Here is a 16,223-nt window from a genome sequence, read left to right on the forward strand (position 1 = left end):
ATGACGTTATTGGAGCAGCTGGGCGACATCGCTAAGCGCGGCGTGGACCTTCTCGAAGAGGCCCACGCCGCCTCCAGCCTACCTCTGCCCGCGGACCAAGCGCGCATGGTGCGCCGCACCGCCGCGGCCTTCCTCTCGCCCACCAGCCACTCGCGCTACCAATCCCGCGCACTGGCCGCCGCACGCCGCAATCAACACAGCCTAGAGACCCTCGCGCTTATCGCCCGCCGCTCGCGCGGCATTAGCGAGCCCACCAAACGCTGGCAATTCCGCGAGAAGCTCTGCGCTACTGCAGGCACCACCGCGCAGATTTCGCGCGCGGCTACCCGGCTACTGCGCGAACTCAACCCACCGCCCGAGCGCGAAGACGGCGGCCGCCGGATTATGCACGGCGAGAAAACCACCCTGAGTTTCACCGGCCCCGCCGCAGAAATGGCCGATATCTGGGCCGCCGCCAAATCCGACCCGCTGGCCTGGCTCACCGGTTCCCGCGCCGCCGCGCCCGCTACCGTGACCACCAATGTCATCATCGAACTGCCGGATTACCTGAAAATCCTGACCGGCGACGGCGATGACATCCGCCTCGCTATGACCAACGGTGCCACTATCAGCGGTGCCGAGTTGGTCCGCCGCACGCTAGCTGGTGCCGGCCTTTTTACGCTCATCCACCCCGAGCGCGGCCCGGTCAACCTCTACCGCACCCGGCAGGCCTCCCCAAAGCAGCGCCGCATGCTCGAGGCCGAAGGCGCCCGGTGCGCCTGGCCCGCTTGCCGACGCCCCGCCTCCGAATGCCAAGCCCACCACCTCCTGGAATACTCCCGCGGTGGCCTGACCCACCCCGAAAATATGGCGCTGCTGTGCCCTTATCACAACTCCATCAATGGACTTCCGGGTCGCGGCCGGATGGCGCGCATTCGTGGCCGAATCGCCTGGCTACCGCCTGTTAGACACCATGCTGACAAGGATAGCAATGACAAAAATAGAAATTTTGCGACGGGCACCAAAGCACGGGCTCCTGGGCCGCCGGTGTTCACCGGCCGCGCGCGAACCGGGCCCACGGCCGCGGTGCCGTAGTTTTGCGCTCGCCCGCTACTAGCCGAGGCGCTCAGGGTGCTAAATGGTTAGGCGGCCAGAGAGCGCACGAGACAAGGTGAGCTCGTCTACGAACTCCAGATCGCCTCCGAGCGGCATGCCGGAGGCCAATCTGGTGATCTTCAAATCAGGGAAGTCGCGTAAAAGCCGCACAAGGTATGCGGCGGTCGCCTCGCCCTCCGTATTGGGGTCGGTGGCGAGGATTACTTCGTGGATGGTGGGGGTGGCGTCGTAAAGCGGGGCTTCGGGGGTGGAATCTGCCAACTCGCGGTCCGGCAACACGCCGCCCAAGCGCTGCAACAGCGTGGAGATATTTAGATCGCGCGGGCCCACATTCGCCAGCGGGTCCAACGCCCCACCCAAAACGTGATAGCGGCCCTCATATTCGCCGGTGCGCTCGATGACCTGGATATCCTTCGGCTCCTCCACCACGCAGATGGTAGAGGCGTCGCGCTGCGAGTTAATGCAGATGCGACAGACATCCTCACGGGAAATATTGCAGCAGATCCGGCAGAAAGTCACGCCATCGCGCACCGCGCCCAGCGCGTTCTGCAGCCGCTCAATGTCTTCGGGCTCCATGTGCAAAACGTGAAACGCGATGCGCTGCGCCGACTTCGGGCCGATTCCCGGCAGGCGCGAAAACTCGTCGATGAGGTCTTGCAGAGGTCCTTCAAACATCAATTACTCCCAAAATCAGCAAAAGGCCGCGGCCCCAACGCGGGGCAACGGCCTTATATCGTATCGCGCGGACTACTGGTTGCCGCCGAAGACATCCTCAAAAGACGGGCCACCCTGGCCGCCCATGCCTTGGGACAGCGGGCCAATCTTTTCCTGCGCCAGGCGGCCGGCCGCAGCGTGGGCCTCCTTGAACGCGCCCATGACGAGGTCCTGCAGGGTGTCAACGTCCTCCGGATCCACGACGGACTTATCGATCTGTAGGTCCACGAGCTCCGCACCGCCGGTCATGGTCACCTTAACCAGGCCGTTGCCTGCCTGGCCCTCAACGTTGGTGGCGAGGATTTCTTCCTGCGCCTTCTGCAGATCCGCCTGCACCTGCGCGGCCTGTGCGATGAGGTCGTTCATGTCATTTGCCTGCTGCATTGGGTCTTGGTCAGCCATGGTGTTTCCTTTCTAAATCAACTTTAAATTTCGCTACCGCCCGAGTGTACCGTGGTTGTCGCTTAGGCACGCCGTGCGCCTAGCTCGCGTTCCAATAGCTCCATCGCTACCTCGGTAGCGCTGCGATGATCCATTTCACCGGTGGACTGCGCGGCCTCCATCATGTCGCGTTCTTCGTCATCGCGGGTATAGGCCGGCGGTTCCTCGGGCGGTACCTCATCGGGCTCCGGCTCGGGTTCGGGCGGCAGCGGCACGCCGTTGCTGAACTGCGATTCATCGCGCTGCTTGGCGGCCTGCGTCGCCCGTGCGATGCGCGAGCGCCACCCAGGCGTGCGTTCTTGCTTACTCTCCGCCTCCTGGTCGTCGGCAGGCTCGCGCGCTGGCTGGTTCGGCGTCCACGCTTCCTTGCGCTGCGGCGGCCGCGGGGCATCGAAGCCGGCAGTTTTCGGGTCGGTACCCACCACGCAGGTCACGGCCACATCGCGCTGGAACTCCTCTTTGAGCACCTCCACGATGACGGAGTTATTAGCGGGTGCGTTGATGCGCTCGGCCAGTGCGCCGGTGGTGTGCCCCAGTGTCAGGGTGCCATCGCGGAAGCCAAGCACGCGGGCTTCGGCCAGCATGATTTCGGCCACCTTATTCCGCTTTCCGACGCTCTCCCTCAACGCCACCCACTTCTCCCTCACGGCCGCTGCGAAGTCGCCTGCCGGCTCCTCCGCCGCTTGTGCGGTCTCGGCCGTGGGCTGCGCCACGGTTTCTGGCGTATTTTCCGGCGCGGTTTCCTTTGCGGATTCCGCTGCGCGGGCCGGCACAGGCTTTTCTAATGGCTCGCGACGCCCCTCCGGCGCTTGTTGCGGCTCTGGCTGCTGTGCCTGGCGCTCGGGCGCTTCTGCCTGCGGAATTTGCCGCTCGCGCTGCCACGGGCCATCGGACTCCTGTTGCGTCGGCTGCGCTAGTTGCGTCTGCTGCTCTTCCGCCGCAGGCTCAACCTGCTGCGACTGCGCCTGCGGCTTGTGCGGCTCAGGCTCGGCGGCTGGTTGCTCGGTTGGGGACGGAGCTTGCGGCTGGGCGGCGGACGCAGGCGCGGATGCGGATGCGGACGAGGATGCAGATGTGGAGCTAGAAGTCTGCTGCTCCTGGGACTTGGCGCGGCGGCGCGCAATGATGGCGGCGGCAGCGGACTGGGGGTCTTGGGCACCGGCGACGGCAGGGGTCGCGGGATCAGCCGGGGCAGACGGGGCCGCGGCAGCGTTGGCGGCTGCGCCGGGAGCGGGGGCGGGGGCGGGCGCAGCCGCGGAAGGGCCGGTGGAGCCGATTAGCAGATGCGCGCACATGATTTCCAACAGCAGGCGCGGCGAGGTCGCGCCGGTGAGTTCGCTGATGCGATCGTTGACCGTAGAAGCAAGATAGGTCAGCTGAGGTCCGGAAAAACGCTGCGCTTGGGCGGTAAGCACAGAAGCGCGGTCCGTAGGAGCAGAGACGAGGCCGGCTTCGATGGCGCCCGGCACGGCCTGCAGGATCATCAGATCGCGCAGGCGGTCGAGCAGATCGATGGCGAAGCGTCGCGGGTCGTGGCCGGCCTCGATGACGTGGTCGACCATGGCGAAGAGGCCGGGTTTGTCTTGGTTGGCGAGGGTTTCGATGGCGTCGTCAAGCAGCGAGACATCAGTGACGCCCAAAAGCGGCCGCGCGAGGTCATAGGTCAGGCCATCGGGTCCAGCGCCGGCTAGCAGCTGGTCCAGCAAGGACAAGGTATCGCGCGGGGAACCACCGCCCGCCTCAATGACCATGGGGTACACGGCGTCCTCGACATGCACGCCCTCGGACTCCACGGTGCGCTGCAGCAAGCCTTTCATGGCCGGCGGGGTGAGCAGGCGGAAAGGATAGTGGTGGGTACGCGAGCGAATGGTGCCGATGATTTTTTCCGGCTCCGTGGTCGCGAAGATGAAAATGACGTGCTCCGGCGGCTCTTCTACCACTTTCAACAAAGCGTTGGCACCGGAGGGCGAAATCATATGCGCCTCGTCAATGATGAAAATGCGGTAGCGCGATTCGGCCGGCGCATAGTAGGCGCGGTCGCGCAGCTCGCGCATATCCTCCACACCGTTGTGCGAGGCGGCGTCAAGCTCCGTCACGTCCAAGTTTCCGGGGCCGCCCGGGGCCAGGGAGACGCAGGAATCGCATTTGCCACACGGCGTCGAGGTCGGCCCGTGCTCGCAATTGAGCGAACGGGCCATAATTCGCGCCGAGGAGGTCTTGCCGCAGCCGCGCGGGCCGGAAAAGAGGTAGGCGTGGTTGATGCGCCCTGCATCAAGGGCGGCGGATAGCGGTGCGGTGACCTGCTCTTGGCCCACGACCTCCGCGAACGTTGCTGGACGATATTTCCGGTATAAAGCCACGGTTAGCCAGTCTACCGGCTAACCCTCGCGCGACCAGTCCAGCAGGTCAATGCCCTGCTCGGCCACTGCCCCTTGCAGCTTGCCGACGCCCTCTTCTACCCCAAACGCATATTCCGAATCGGTCAGCATGACCAACTGCAGGATGAGGGTCAGGCGGCCCTCTTCGCGAAATTGCGGGGTCTGCCCTCCCCACAGGTACGGCGCAATGAAGAGGCCGTGGTGCACGGTGATGTCTGGGACGTCGAGGATGGACGGCAGCATTACACCCGGCTGCGCCGGTAGCAGGCCGTCGGCCTTTTCGAAAGTATCGGCCGCAGCGTTAATGGCGGCAGCCACCTCAGGCTGCCCGGTGCGTGCCACCGTCAACAGCTCGCAGCGCACATCGGTACCGTCCTCCTGGCTCTGCAGGCCGGTGTCGGTGTTGTTGAAGGTGGTGGTGAGGGCGAGCGATTGGGCGTCGGCAAGCGCGGCAAGACCAAGCCGACGTTCATCGACGTAGCGGAACTCCAGCGGCGCCGGGATAATCTCGCTCAGCCACAGGGCAGACTCGTCGGCGTTGATTTTAGGCTCCCAGCTTCTCCACGGCGGCAAGCAGCACACAGGTAGCGACGCCGTCCATCGCGGCCTCGACCTCCTCCTGCGGCGGCAGGGTTGGGGCGAGGCGGATATTGCGGTCATTATCGTCCTGACCATAAGGGAAGGCCGAGCCAGCCTGGGTGAGCAGGATACCGGCATCGCGCGCAAGCTCCCAGACGCGGTTGGCGGTGCCATCGACGACGTCGAGCGAGATGAAGTAGCCGCCCTTCGGGTTGGTCCACTGCGCCACCTCGTACTCGCCAAGGCGCTTTTCCAGGATGCGCAGCACCGCATCAAACTTCGGCTTAATCAGCGCGGCGTGGCGACGCATCACCGCGCGCACCCCTTCTGCGGAGCCGAAGAACTCGTGGTGTGCCAGCTGGTTGATCTTATTGGGGCCGATGCCACGAATGCCGGCGTGCTCTAGGTACCACTCGAGGTTATCCTCCGAGGTGCCGAAGAAACCCACGCCCGCGCCCGCGAAGGTAATTTTCGAGGTGGAAGACATGGCCCAGAAGCGGTTCGGGTTGCCTTCTTCCGCGGCGATGTCCAGGATTGGCAGGATTTCCGGGAAGTCCTCGGTCAGAGTATGCACGGCATAGGCGTTATCCCACACGATGCGGAAATCCGGTGCGCCGGCCTGCATGCGGGCGAGCCGGCGGGCCTTGTCCTCAGAAATCACGGCGCCGGTGGGGTTAGCGAACATCGGCACGACCCACATGCCCTTGACTGTCGGGTCCGCCACCAGCTTTTCGACGGCCTCTACATCCGGCCCGTCTTCCTCCATCGGCACCGTGACCAGTTCGAATCCGAACTGCTCCGTGATGGCAAAGTGGCGGTCATAGCCCGGCACTGGGCAGATCCACTTGAGCTTTTCTTCCTTGCTCCACGGCTGCGCGGAGTCATTGGTGCCGAAGAGAAATGCCCACGAAATCAGGTCGAACATGATGTTCAGCGAGGAAGAGTCTGCGGCTACAAGCAGCTCCGGGTCCATGTTGGTCAGCTTGCCCCAGATGTCGCGCAGTTCCTTGATGCCCTTTTGGTTGCCGTAGTTACGCAGGTCGTTTCCGGCCGCATCGGTGTAATGGCCCAGTCCGGGCAGGGCGAGGAGATCATTGGAGAGGTCCAGCTGCGCCTTGGCTGGCTTGCCGCGGGTCAGGTCCAATTTCAGGCCCTTAGCCTTAAGATCCTCGTAGTCTTTACGGACCTGGGCAGCGAGCTCAGTTAGTTCGGACGATTCCAAAGTAAGAAGCGACATGCGTATGTCTACCTTCCATGTATAGGGCGACTTTTAGCCCCCAATAGTAACGCACGCCATACAAAAAGGGGACCCCGCGCACCCGCCAGAGCCTCCTGACCCTTGCTGCATTCCTGCCCTGGGGGAGTTCAGAGGATGGACGCCACGCGGAATCCTCCCCTTACTTTAACGCCCGAGCGCCGGTTTAGCCAAATGGACCTCCGCGCACACGACCAGACGCCGGCTTCCGGAGCACGAACCAACACCCAACCGCCACAAAGCCTCTATAGTTCCCTAAAAATTAGCTCTGACCTGGCGATTGGTAAAATAATTGCCACGGCTGCTAATGTTTCTTCTCGGAGGATTCGACTAGCGGCCTATGTCACACGCCTGGAACGCGTGCGGGGTTCACGCCCCTCGTGGGTTCAAATCCCACATCCTCCGCCAGAGGAAATCCCGGTTCCTGCTTTTATAGCAAGGAGCCGGGATTTTTGTTATATCTGCTCGGCGCGGGCGGGCGCTCGGCCGCACTAGCCGACGCCGCGTTAACCGCTAATCGATGACCGGCGGTTCGTAGCCATCCGCCTTAAGCCAAGCAACGTGCGGCGGCGTATTCATCCCCCACTCGGTACGCGCCCAAAGGAAGGCCTGGGAAACCTCGGCCTCAGAATAGCCCCCATCGCGCAGGTATTGCCGGAAACCATTGGGGCCAGGGTCTTTGATCCAGAGCCAGACGTAGTCGTCGAGGGAGTCGTCGGCAAGCAAGCCCTCCATCCCTTCTGGAACGTATTCACGCTCGGCGCGCACGCGGTCCACTAGGTCTTGGTCGAGGAAATCATAGAGATAATCCAGCGCATCCTCGAGCTGGGCATAATCGAAGGCGTCCATGCCGCCTAGCCTAGTGGCGCTTGGTGCCCAAGACCATGCGGTCAATTTCCTCGAGCACCTCGTCTACGATGGCCGGATTATAGGCGCGGTAGCCGCGCATGCGCAGCAGTTCCTCCTGTGCGGCCGTCAGAGCCGTCCGGCGGGCCTCCAAAGCCACGTGGCGGAACTGCCAGGCGCGTTGCTTGCGGGAGTCTTCGGAAACATCCTCGCCATCGCCTAGGCGGTCTTCGAACCACTGCATCACGTTGGCAGAAATCTCGGGGTCGACCTTTTCGGCGTCGGGCGCTATATGCCCATCAGGCCGGAAGTGCGACAGTGCCTCGATGCTGGCAGCACGCGCACGGGCAACAACGGCAGCGCGCATCTTATCGCTGGCAATCTGGGAGGCCTCCGTGAGGTCCAGGCGCTCCATCAGCCATGGCAGCAGCAAACCGGGAACCACCATCGTGACCAGCAAGACGGTGAGTGCGATGACCGCGAGCTCGTGGTGGAAACTGAACACACCGGCCGGGATGGACAAAACCAGCGCTAAGGTGACGAGGCCGCGCATGCCGGACCACGTCATCAGCAGCACCTCCTGGAGACGCAGCGGCGCAACCCGCGGGCGGCCGCGAGAGACATTGATGCGGTAGTAGATGTACATCCACACCAAACGGACGATAAAGGCCACAAGGGACAAGATGACGCCCACAACCACCGAGTGCCACAGGTCCGAGCCCACTTCCCCGATGGCGGTATTGACCGTCAGGCCAATGAGCCCGAAGGCCACGCCGGTAAAGAGCAGCTCGATGGTCTCCCAGAAAGACTGACCGGAAAGACGGTCCTCGGCCTGGATATCGGCGCGAGAATTTAGCTCCACGGCTGCAATGACCACGGCGATAACGCCGGAGGCACCGAGTTCCTCCGCGATGAGGTAGACGGCGAACGGCGTCACCCAGGTCAGTGCGTTGCGCGCGGTGACGTCGTGGACATGAGTGATAAACAGCGCCACCAGCCGGCCGACGACCCAGCCCAGGCCGCCCGCGACGAATGCGGAGTAGAAGAAGTTCAGCACGCCGCCACCGAAGGAGAGCTCATCGCCTTGGGTTACCGCCGTCAAGGCAAGGTTGAAGGCGACGATAGAGGCGGCATCGTTAAACAGGCCTTCGGTCTGCAAGGTAGTGATAATACGCCGCGGGATGCCGGCGGGTTCGGCCACAGCATCAACTGCGACGGGGTCCGGTGGCGCGATGGCCGCACCGATAAGGATGGCCGCTGCCAGACTAATGCCCGGCAGGAAAGCATAGGCCGTGGCACCAACGGCCAGCGTGGTGGCGACAACCAACAGCACGGATAGGCTCAGGATGGTCACCCATTGCTCGCGGATAACGCCCCACGAGGTACGCCGGGCCAGCGCCCACAGCAGCGGCGGCAGAAAAATCGGCAGGATGAGTTCGGTGGGCGGCTCAAATCTGGGTAGCCCCGGCACGAAGACGGCGCAGGCGGTGATGATAGTCAGCAACGCCGGCCACGGCAGCCCAATCTTGTCGCCGATGGCGACGACGAATACGGTCAGCAGCATGAGCCCAATGAGCACCAGAAGAACGTCCATGGGCCTAGATTTTACCCCCGCCAGGTATAGGGCTTTGGGCTTAAGCGGTCGGGCTCGAATTGCGCTAGCAGCTCTGCGGCACTGACGGCTTCGTATCCCAGCGAGACTGCCAATTGCTTTACGACGTCCCCCACCTCCCCCATCTCCCGCATGGTCACCGCCCCATCGCGCTTGGCCAGACGCTCGCCGGATTCATTGAGCACGAGCGGGACGTGGATATACTCCGGCGCTTCGATGCCGAGCAATGAGGCGAGGTAGGCCTGGCGCGGCGCGGAGGAGAGCAAGTCATCGCCGCGGACCACCTGGTCAATGCCCTGGAAGGCATCGTCGACGACGACGGCCAAGTTATACGCCCAACCGGTGTCCTGGCCGCCGCGGCGCAGGATGAAGTCATCGACGTCGCCGGTATAGGTGCCGTGGAGGGCGTCGTGGATGGTGAAAGTGGGGACGTCGGCAAGCAGGCGCAGGGCGGGCTGGCGATTCTGGGCAGCAAGCTCGGCACGCTTGACCGCCCGCTGGTCCTCGGTGAGGTTGCGGCAGGTGCCCGGGTACTGGCCAGGGATGGCGTGTGGGGCGCGGGAGGCCTCGCGGATGTCCTTACGCGAGCAGTAGCACTCGTAGGTGGGCAGCTGGGCCAAGGCCTGCTCATAAGCGGCGTCACGATCCTGCTGGTAGATGACTTCGCCGTCCCAATCCAGCCCGAGCGCGCGCAGGTCCGCGAGCTGGCGCTCGGCCGCCTCCGGGGAAGAGCGCTGCTTATCGATGTCCTCCACGCGCACCACAAAGCGCCGACCCGTCGACCGAGCGAAAAGCCACGCTAGAAGCGCCGTGCGGAGGTTGCCAAAGTGCAGATCGCCCGAGGGACTCGGCGCGTAGCGGCCGGCGCCGGTAGTCGCAGAATTCATGCCCACAGTCTACGGGCTGGCACAATGGCGGGCATGGAAAAACCAACCAGCGCTGAGGTGCGCTTCATTCCCGTCCGCTCCACCCTCTACCCCTGGCTGGTCACCGTGTTTGTGGTGACCTTCCTGATTTCCAATATCAATGCCACCAAGGGTGTACAGCTCGGCCCGCTGGTAACCGACGGCGCCTTCTTCCTGTTCCCGCTGGCCTATATCGTCGGCGACGTGCTCTCCGAGTGCTATGGCTTTAAATCCACCCGGCGCGCGGTCTATATCGGCTTCGCGATGGCCATCTTGGCGGCCGTGTGCTTCTATATCGCCATCTGGCTGCCGGCGGCCGATTTCTACGAGGGCCAAGAAGCATTCGCAGCCACGCTCGGCCTGATGCCGCAGATTCTGGCCGCCTCGCTAGCCGGCTATCTCGTGGGCCAGCTGCTCAACGCTTGGACGCTGACCGCAATGAAGAAGCGCTCGGGCGAAAAGGGCCTCTTTTCGCGCCTTATCGCTTCTACCGTGGTGGGCGAATTTGGCGATACATTGCTGTTTTGCGCCATCGCCGCGCCGGTAATCGGCGTGGATACCGTGGGTGGTTTCATCAACTACGTCATCGTGGGATTCGTCTGGAAGACCCTGATGGAGGCCGTCATGCTGCCGGTGACGGCCGCGGTCATCAAGTGGGTGAAGAAGCGCGAGGATTACTTGCCGGCGTAGTAGCGGCCGAGGAATTCATCGCGGTAGGCCTCGTAGTAGCCACCGTCGATCGCGGCGCGGATATTGTCCACTAGCCGAATCATGAATTCCACGTTGTGGATGGTGCACAGCGTGCCCGCGAGGAATTCCTTCGCCTTGAGCAGGTGGTGCAGGTAGGCGCGGGAGTAATTCTCAGATACGTAGCCGCCGAATTCCTCGTCGACGCCAGCGAAATCGCGCTTAAAGCGCGCATTGGTGAGGTTCATGCGGCCGTCGAGGGTGTAGACGCCGCCGCGGCGCGCTAGGCGGGTCGGCGCCACGCAGTCGAAGGTATCGGCGCCGGCCTCGACGGCAGTGAAGATATCGTCCGGCTCGGAGATGCCGAGCAGGTGGCGCGGCTTGTCCTCGGGTAGCTCATCGCAGACCCAGCCGACAATGGTGCCCAGGTTTTCCTTCTCCAGCGCGCCGCCGATGCCAAAACCGCCAAAGCCGCGCTTGCCTTCCTCCCGGGCGGCGCGGTCGAGGTCGAGCAGGCCACGGGTGGCCTGGCGGCGCAGATCCTCATATTGCGCGCCCTGAACGACGCCCCACAAGGACTGCTTCGGGCGATGGGCACGCTCCCGGGTGAGGCGGTCGTGCTCGTCTAGGCAGCGCTTCGCCCAGCGGTGCGTGCGGGCGACGGATTCTTCTTGGTAGGTGCGCGTATCAACGAGCGTGGTCAGCTCATCGAAGGCGAACATAATATCCGCGCCCAGCCCGTGCTGAATCTGCATGGACTTCTCAGGCGTGAAGCGGTGCTTGGAGCCGTCGATAACGGATTTGAAATCCACGCCGTCCTCGTCCACCTGCGCCATACGTTCTTTCTTGGCGGCGCGGATGTCCTTATCGCTAAGTTCCGCGATATCCATCGCAAGGACCTTCTTGAAACCTACGCCCAGCGACATCACCTGAAATCCGCCGGAGTCGGTGTAGGTCGGTCCGTGCCAGTTTTCGAACTCCGCCACGCCGCCGGCCTCGTCCACGATGTCGTGGCCTGGCTGCAGATAAAGGTGGTACGCATTCGACAGGATGGCTTGCGCGCCGGTGGAGCGAATCTGCTCCGGAGTCAGGGTCTTTACCGTGGCTTTAGTGGCCACCGGGATGAAGGCTGGGGTCTGAATATCGCCGTGTGGGGTGTGGATGACACCGCTGCGGCCGTGCTTGCCGGGACCTTCGGGCAGGCGCTTGCCGACGTCGAAGCTCAAGTCCATATCTATTCTTCTTCCTTGTGTGCAGGGCTAGGGGTTGGGGTGGCGTGTTTAGCTTCCCATTCTTCTTCCAGGGCGGTGCCTTCGATGTCCAGGGTGGGCAGAATCTTGGCCAGCCACTTCGGCATCCACCACGTCGCGCGGCCCATAAGGAACATGGTGGCGGGGACGAGGGTCATGCGGATAAAGAAGGCGTCGAAAAGCACGCCAGCGGCCAAGGCAAAGCCGAAAATCTGAATGAAAGGCAGCGGCTGGTTAATAAACGCCACGAAGACCGAAATCATAATGATGGCTGCGGCCGTTACCACGCGGGCGCCTTGGGTAAAGCCGGTGATGGTGGCCTCATCGACGGCGCTATACCGCCCGCCGGTGCCCTCCGGGTGGCGAGAGATGTGCTCTCGCATGCGAGTGACTAGGAAGACCTGGTAGTCCATCGCGAGGCCAAAGGTCACGCCGATGAGGAAGATCGGCATGAAGGAAATCAGCGGGCCCGGCGCGGGAACCAGGTTCCACAGGCCTTCCTGCCAGACCAGAACGGTCAGACCGAAGGCGGCGCCAACGGACAGCAAGAAACCCAGGCCCGCAACCAAAGGCACGAGGATGGAGCGGAAGACCAAGAGCAGCAGCACGATGGCCAGACCCACGACGATGGCCAGGTACGGTGCCATAGCTTCCTCGAGGCGCTCGGTGATATCGAGCTGCACAGCGGTCAGGCCGGTCAGGCCGATGTCGGTACCGGTAGCGTCCTCGATCTCGCCGGTGGCCGAGCGCAGTGCGTGCGCTACGTTGACCGTCGCGGTATCCGTAGGCGCGGTTTCCGGGGTGACCATGATCTGTGCGGCGCGCTGATCCTCGCTCAGTCCGACGATCTGCGCGTGCTTCACCCCGCCCAAGCCCTTGAGTTGGTCCGCGGCATAGAGGAAGGACGCGAGCGCGGCCTTATCCTCCGGAGAGGCATCGTCTGCAGCGTCTGCAGAGGTATCTACCACCTCAGCAGCCGGGGCAATCTCCGGCTCTGCCGCGGGTTGGTCCTGCTGCGGCTGCTCAGGCATCTCTTCTTCGGGGGCAGCATTCTCGGCCGCGTCCTGCTCCGGCGCGGGAGCAGGTGCGGGAGCGGGGGCTGGTTCGGGTTGAGACTGGGCGTCGACAAGCGGGGCCAAGGCGCCGGACTCCGCGTTGACCGTGTGGGCATCGACCACGGCGAGGAAAGGACCGTTGACGCCGGGGCCAAAGCCCTCGGACATGAGGTCAGCGGCCTTGCGCTGGGTGGTATCGGGATTCGACGTAGTATCGGCCGGAAGGGCAAGCTCCATCTGGAGTACCGGCGCGGTCATTGCACCTAAGGAGAGCACGACCAGCGCCATAGCCAAGCCGGGGACCTTTTGGACTAGGCGCACCCAGCGGTTGCCCATAGTGGGCCCGCGGCGGCGCTTTCCCTTGCGGGTCGGGTTGCCGGCCACGCCGGGGATTCGGCCATTGAAGGCCTTATCGCCCAGCACACCCAGCATCGCGGGGATGAGCGTAAGCGACACCAATACGGCGATGGCGACGGTGCCGGCGGCGGCCAAGCCCATGGCCGTCAAGAAGCCGATGCGTGCAATGAGAAGCGCAAAAAGCGCAGTAAAGACGGTCGCGCCGGCAAAGACCACGGAGGAGCCGGCGGTTCCCACCGCCATGCCTGCGGCATCGGGCCCGTCCATGCGGCGGCGCTCGGCGCGGTAGCGCGAAAGGATAAACAGCGCATAGTCAATGCCCACGGCTAAGCCAATCATGATGGCCAGGACCGGGGTCATATTATTGAGCTCAATCCAGTGGGTGGCAATGAACATGCCCAGCGCGCCTAGTCCCACGCCGATGACGGCGGACACCAAAGGCATACCCGAGGCCACCAGGGAGCCGAAGGTAAAGATGAGCACGATAAAGGCAACGCCGAGGCCGATGATCTCAGAGGTGGAATTGACCGCGATTTCATCGCCGAAGCCGGCACCATTGCCTTCTACCGTGAGGCCGCGGTCGCGGGCAATATTCATTGCCTCGGTAACGGTGTCTTTATCGGCCTGCTCCACGCTATAGGGCGACTCGGCGTCGAAATTAAAGGTGGTATAGGCAATGGTCTCGTCATCATTGACCATGGCGAGGTTGTCCGCGTCCGCGCGGGCGGATGCTTCCGGCAATCCCATGTCCGTGAACTGGTGGATCACCTGGTCCTGCAATCGAGGCGAGACCTCAAGCGGGTTGCCAAAGCGCGTGGTATCGCCCATCTCTAGGTTGTCCTCGAGGTAGGAGATGGTGGCGTCGATGGCCTCGCGGTTTGCGGGATCAGAAAGCTTCTGGCCGTCTGGGGCCTTGAAGACCACGTTGACCGAGGGCGAGTTGGCAGGATTGCCGCCCTCTGGGAAGAGGTCCATGGTCTTGTAGGTGGCGTCGATGGACGGGGTTCCCTTGATGGAGAACTCACTCGTCATCGGTTTCATCAGCAAGGCGGCGGCACCGCCGACGGCGGCGAGCAGCAGTAGCCATGCCACGATGACCTTCCATTTATGGAGGAAAGACCAACGCCCAAGACGATAAAGCAGTTTAGCCACGGGTAGATGTACCTTCGCATTCGCGTGGGGGACGGGTTGAACTTTGTCCTAGTGTAGTGGCCATACCCTCTAATCCCCTATAATTTAGCCGCCGGGCAGCCCGTATTCACAGACGATGCCAAGGCAGCGGGCCAAAAAGAAACGTGGCCACCCGATGCAGTCAAGGACTCGATCGGGTGGCCACGGCGGAGCGGCGTAGATAATTCTGCCGCGAGAGAACGCTCGCTGTTTAAACGTACTTCGACAAACTCAGGCCGGGAAGAACGAGGTCAGAGAAGAAGGCGCTAATTTTCTTTACCCGCTCGACAACAGCAGCGATGGTCTCGCCTAGTTTGCCGAACGAAGAACCGTGGAAAGAAGAGCCATCGGCTGCAGCGTTGTCGCCCGAAGGCTTCTTTTCTGGGGCCCCATGGTCAGATGGTTCAGCGTTTTCGGAGGCACCGTCGAATGCCACGGTGAGATCAGAGTTGGCATCGTCAAGCGGCTGCCCCACCGGGTACTTGCCCAAGAAAATGTCGGAGCCCGTCTGGGTCAGCGAGGTGGGGGCATCAGTTGTGGCGTAGGACTTGCCGGTTTCCGGCACCAAGGGCTCAGTAAGCGTGAAGGTAGAGATTGCGGCGTCATCGCCAGACAATTCAACCGGCTTGTTCTTAAGCGGGCCCGAGGCGCCCGTAAGTTTATAATCCGCGGTGATGGTGGCGTTTTGGCCTGCTACTTCTACCTTGATATCCGAGAATGTGAGATCGACGCCGTAGGAACCATTAGGGCCGAAGCCTGGATAGCCTTGAATCTGCACGGATCCCTGAGTGCCAATAGTGCCGTTTCCCTCAGCATCCAGCGTGGTGTAGGCCGCATCGACTGGGAAGGTGAAGTCCTTTCCTACCTTCTCCGCGCCGTCGGTGGTATTGATTATGCCTTTGGCAAGCGGGTTGGTGTCCACGTGGTGAATGAAGGATTCCTTGATGGGCCAGTTCAATTGGCCGGATTCCACGGCGGGGACATCGGCCGGAGCCTCATCGGCAGAGGCTACCGGTGCGGTGACGGCGCCGAGTGCAACCGCTCCAACGGCGATGACGGATGTTGTTTTCATGAATTTCTCCTCTTGAGAGCAGTGGTGAAGCTTCGCCTAAAATATTAGGCTAGCCTTACCTAAATTGGAAAATTAGAAAAAGTAAATCAGTGTCGCTTATCAAGCTCGGCGAAGATTCCCGAGTTGAAAGCGAATGCGCGCTGCGCCTCCGAGAGCAATGCCTCGCACTGCTCCGCAGTCAGCATGAGACTGTCTAGGCGTTCGCGATAGCCCTTGCGGTACGGCGGAATCTTGCCGATGGCACTGAAGTCATAAAAGTTCAGTGCATCCGGCTCGATGTCATAAAGCGTGCCGAGGCGCGCGGCAATCACCTGGCCGCCGGAGATATCACCGAGATACCGAACATAGTGGTGGGCTACCACTTCTGCCGCACTGCCGGATACCTCTTCTAGGCGGGCAACGTAAGATGCCGTGGCCGGCAGGATTCGGATCTTTTCGCGCCAGTCGCTACCGACGAGTGTCGCCAAATCCGCCTCCAGAGCGAAGCGCCGCTCAAGGCGTGGATCAGCCACCGCACCGGCGATTGGAGTATGCGCCACACTGCGGACTGCATGCTCCAGAGACTCATAAACAAACCACAGCTGGCCGCTCAAATCGGCTGCGGCCTCAGCGCTCAGCTGGCCCGACATGAGCCGCTGCATAAACGCAGAACCCTCCGCGTTCTCGTGAGCGTGGGCGGTCCCCTCGCGCAATGCGACGGATAATGGTTTCTTGAGTGTCACAGTCACTGACTTCCTCCAAAGTAATGCTTACCTAATCTCTAGATATAAAAGTAAGGTTAGGCAATCCTTATTTACAAGGCTTGTG

Annotated in this window: 14 protein-coding genes, 1 tRNA gene and 1 other RNA gene; 3 read left to right on the forward strand and 13 right to left on the reverse strand. The window is 62.5% G+C overall.

Annotated elements, in window-relative coordinates:
• A complete protein-coding gene (locus L8V22_RS09965; protein ID WP_238800656.1) occupies nt 1–1,074 on the forward strand; it encodes an HNH endonuclease signature motif containing protein in 1,074 nt (357 codons plus the stop codon).
• Nucleotides 1,075–1,113: 39 nt separating this feature from the next.
• Here the strand turns inward: L8V22_RS09965 and recR are convergent, their stop codons facing one another.
• The 6 genes from recR to ffs all read right to left on the reverse strand — a co-directional run bounded on the left by recR (nt 1,114) and on the right by ffs (nt 6,603).
• Nucleotides 1,114–1,770: a recombination mediator RecR gene (recR, locus tag L8V22_RS09970; RefSeq protein WP_005323161.1), complete on the reverse strand. Its 657-nt coding sequence runs from the start codon at nt 1,768–1,770 to the stop codon at nt 1,114–1,116.
• A 72-nt stretch (nt 1,771–1,842) separates the two neighbouring features.
• Nucleotides 1,843–2,211 (reverse strand): YbaB/EbfC family nucleoid-associated protein, encoded by a 369-nt coding sequence (locus tag L8V22_RS09975; protein WP_005327377.1) that lies wholly within the window; start codon nt 2,209–2,211, stop codon nt 1,843–1,845.
• Nucleotides 2,212–2,273: 62 nt separating this feature from the next.
• Nucleotides 2,274–4,610 (reverse strand): DNA polymerase III subunit gamma and tau, encoded by a 2,337-nt coding sequence (locus L8V22_RS09980; protein ID WP_238800659.1) that lies wholly within the window; start codon nt 4,608–4,610, stop codon nt 2,274–2,276.
• An 18-nt stretch (nt 4,611–4,628) separates the two neighbouring features.
• On the reverse strand, nt 4,629–5,210 hold the full coding sequence (locus L8V22_RS09985) for a hypothetical protein (RefSeq protein ID WP_238800661.1): 582 nt from the start codon (nt 5,208–5,210) through the stop codon (nt 4,629–4,631).
• Nucleotides 5,173–6,444, reverse strand: coding sequence for an aspartate aminotransferase type Ic (locus L8V22_RS09990; protein ID WP_238800665.1), 1,272 nt, complete (start codon nt 6,442–6,444; stop codon nt 5,173–5,175). The genes L8V22_RS09985 and L8V22_RS09990 overlap by 38 nt, the downstream gene beginning before the upstream one ends.
• A gap of 60 nt (nt 6,445–6,504) precedes the next feature.
• An RNA gene (ffs, locus tag L8V22_RS09995) (signal recognition particle sRNA small type) lies at nt 6,505–6,603 on the reverse strand.
• A 178-nt stretch (nt 6,604–6,781) separates the two neighbouring features.
• Here ffs and L8V22_RS10000 point away from each other — a divergent pair.
• Nucleotides 6,782–6,870 (forward strand) — tRNA-Ser (locus L8V22_RS10000).
• A 105-nt stretch (nt 6,871–6,975) separates the two neighbouring features.
• On the opposite strand, the gene L8V22_RS10005 is transcribed toward L8V22_RS10000, so the two are convergent.
• The 3 genes from L8V22_RS10005 to gluQRS are packed head-to-tail and all read right to left on the reverse strand — an operon-like array spanning nt 6,976 to nt 9,807.
• Nucleotides 6,976–7,311 (reverse strand): hypothetical protein, encoded by a 336-nt coding sequence (locus L8V22_RS10005; protein WP_238800666.1) that lies wholly within the window; start codon nt 7,309–7,311, stop codon nt 6,976–6,978.
• 10 nt (nt 7,312–7,321) lie between these two features.
• Nucleotides 7,322–8,902, reverse strand: coding sequence for a cation:proton antiporter (locus L8V22_RS10010; protein WP_238800667.1), 1,581 nt, complete (start codon nt 8,900–8,902; stop codon nt 7,322–7,324).
• A gap of 11 nt (nt 8,903–8,913) precedes the next feature.
• Entirely contained in the window at nt 8,914–9,807 is an 894-nt protein-coding gene (gluQRS, locus tag L8V22_RS10015) for a tRNA glutamyl-Q(34) synthetase GluQRS (protein WP_238800669.1), read from the reverse strand.
• Between the two features lie 33 nt (nt 9,808–9,840).
• On the opposite strand from gluQRS, the gene L8V22_RS10020 reads away from it, so the two are divergent.
• On the forward strand, nt 9,841–10,515 hold the full coding sequence (locus tag L8V22_RS10020) for a queuosine precursor transporter (protein ID WP_420839996.1): 675 nt from the start codon (nt 9,841–9,843) through the stop codon (nt 10,513–10,515).
• On the opposite strand, the gene tgt is transcribed toward L8V22_RS10020, so the two are convergent.
• From tgt to L8V22_RS10040, 4 genes are all read right to left on the reverse strand, one after another.
• Nucleotides 10,500–11,744 (reverse strand): tRNA guanosine(34) transglycosylase Tgt, encoded by a 1,245-nt coding sequence (gene tgt, locus L8V22_RS10025; RefSeq protein WP_238800673.1) that lies wholly within the window; start codon nt 11,742–11,744, stop codon nt 10,500–10,502. The two genes, L8V22_RS10020 and tgt, sit on opposite strands and share 16 nt — an antisense overlap.
• Before the next feature lie 2 nt (nt 11,745–11,746).
• The gene (locus tag L8V22_RS10030; RefSeq protein WP_269966492.1) at nt 11,747–14,326 is read right to left on the reverse strand and encodes an MMPL family transporter; all 2,580 of its coding nucleotides are present in this window, start codon (nt 14,324–14,326) and stop codon (nt 11,747–11,749) included.
• Nucleotides 14,327–14,555: 229 nt separating this feature from the next.
• Nucleotides 14,556–15,416, reverse strand: a complete 861-nt coding sequence (locus tag L8V22_RS10035; RefSeq protein ID WP_238800675.1) for an HtaA domain-containing protein — start codon at nt 15,414–15,416, stop codon at nt 14,556–14,558.
• A gap of 86 nt (nt 15,417–15,502) precedes the next feature.
• Nucleotides 15,503–16,144 carry a biliverdin-producing heme oxygenase gene (locus tag L8V22_RS10040; RefSeq protein WP_238800677.1) on the reverse strand — a complete coding sequence of 214 codons (642 nt, stop codon included), beginning with the start codon at nt 16,142–16,144 and terminating at the stop codon, nt 15,503–15,505.
• Nucleotides 16,145–16,223 lie beyond the last annotated feature (79 nt).

Origin of the sequence: Corynebacterium yonathiae (assembly GCF_027570195.1) — a bacterium.
GTDB classification, from domain to species: domain Bacteria; phylum Actinomycetota; class Actinomycetes; order Mycobacteriales; family Mycobacteriaceae; genus Corynebacterium; species Corynebacterium yonathiae.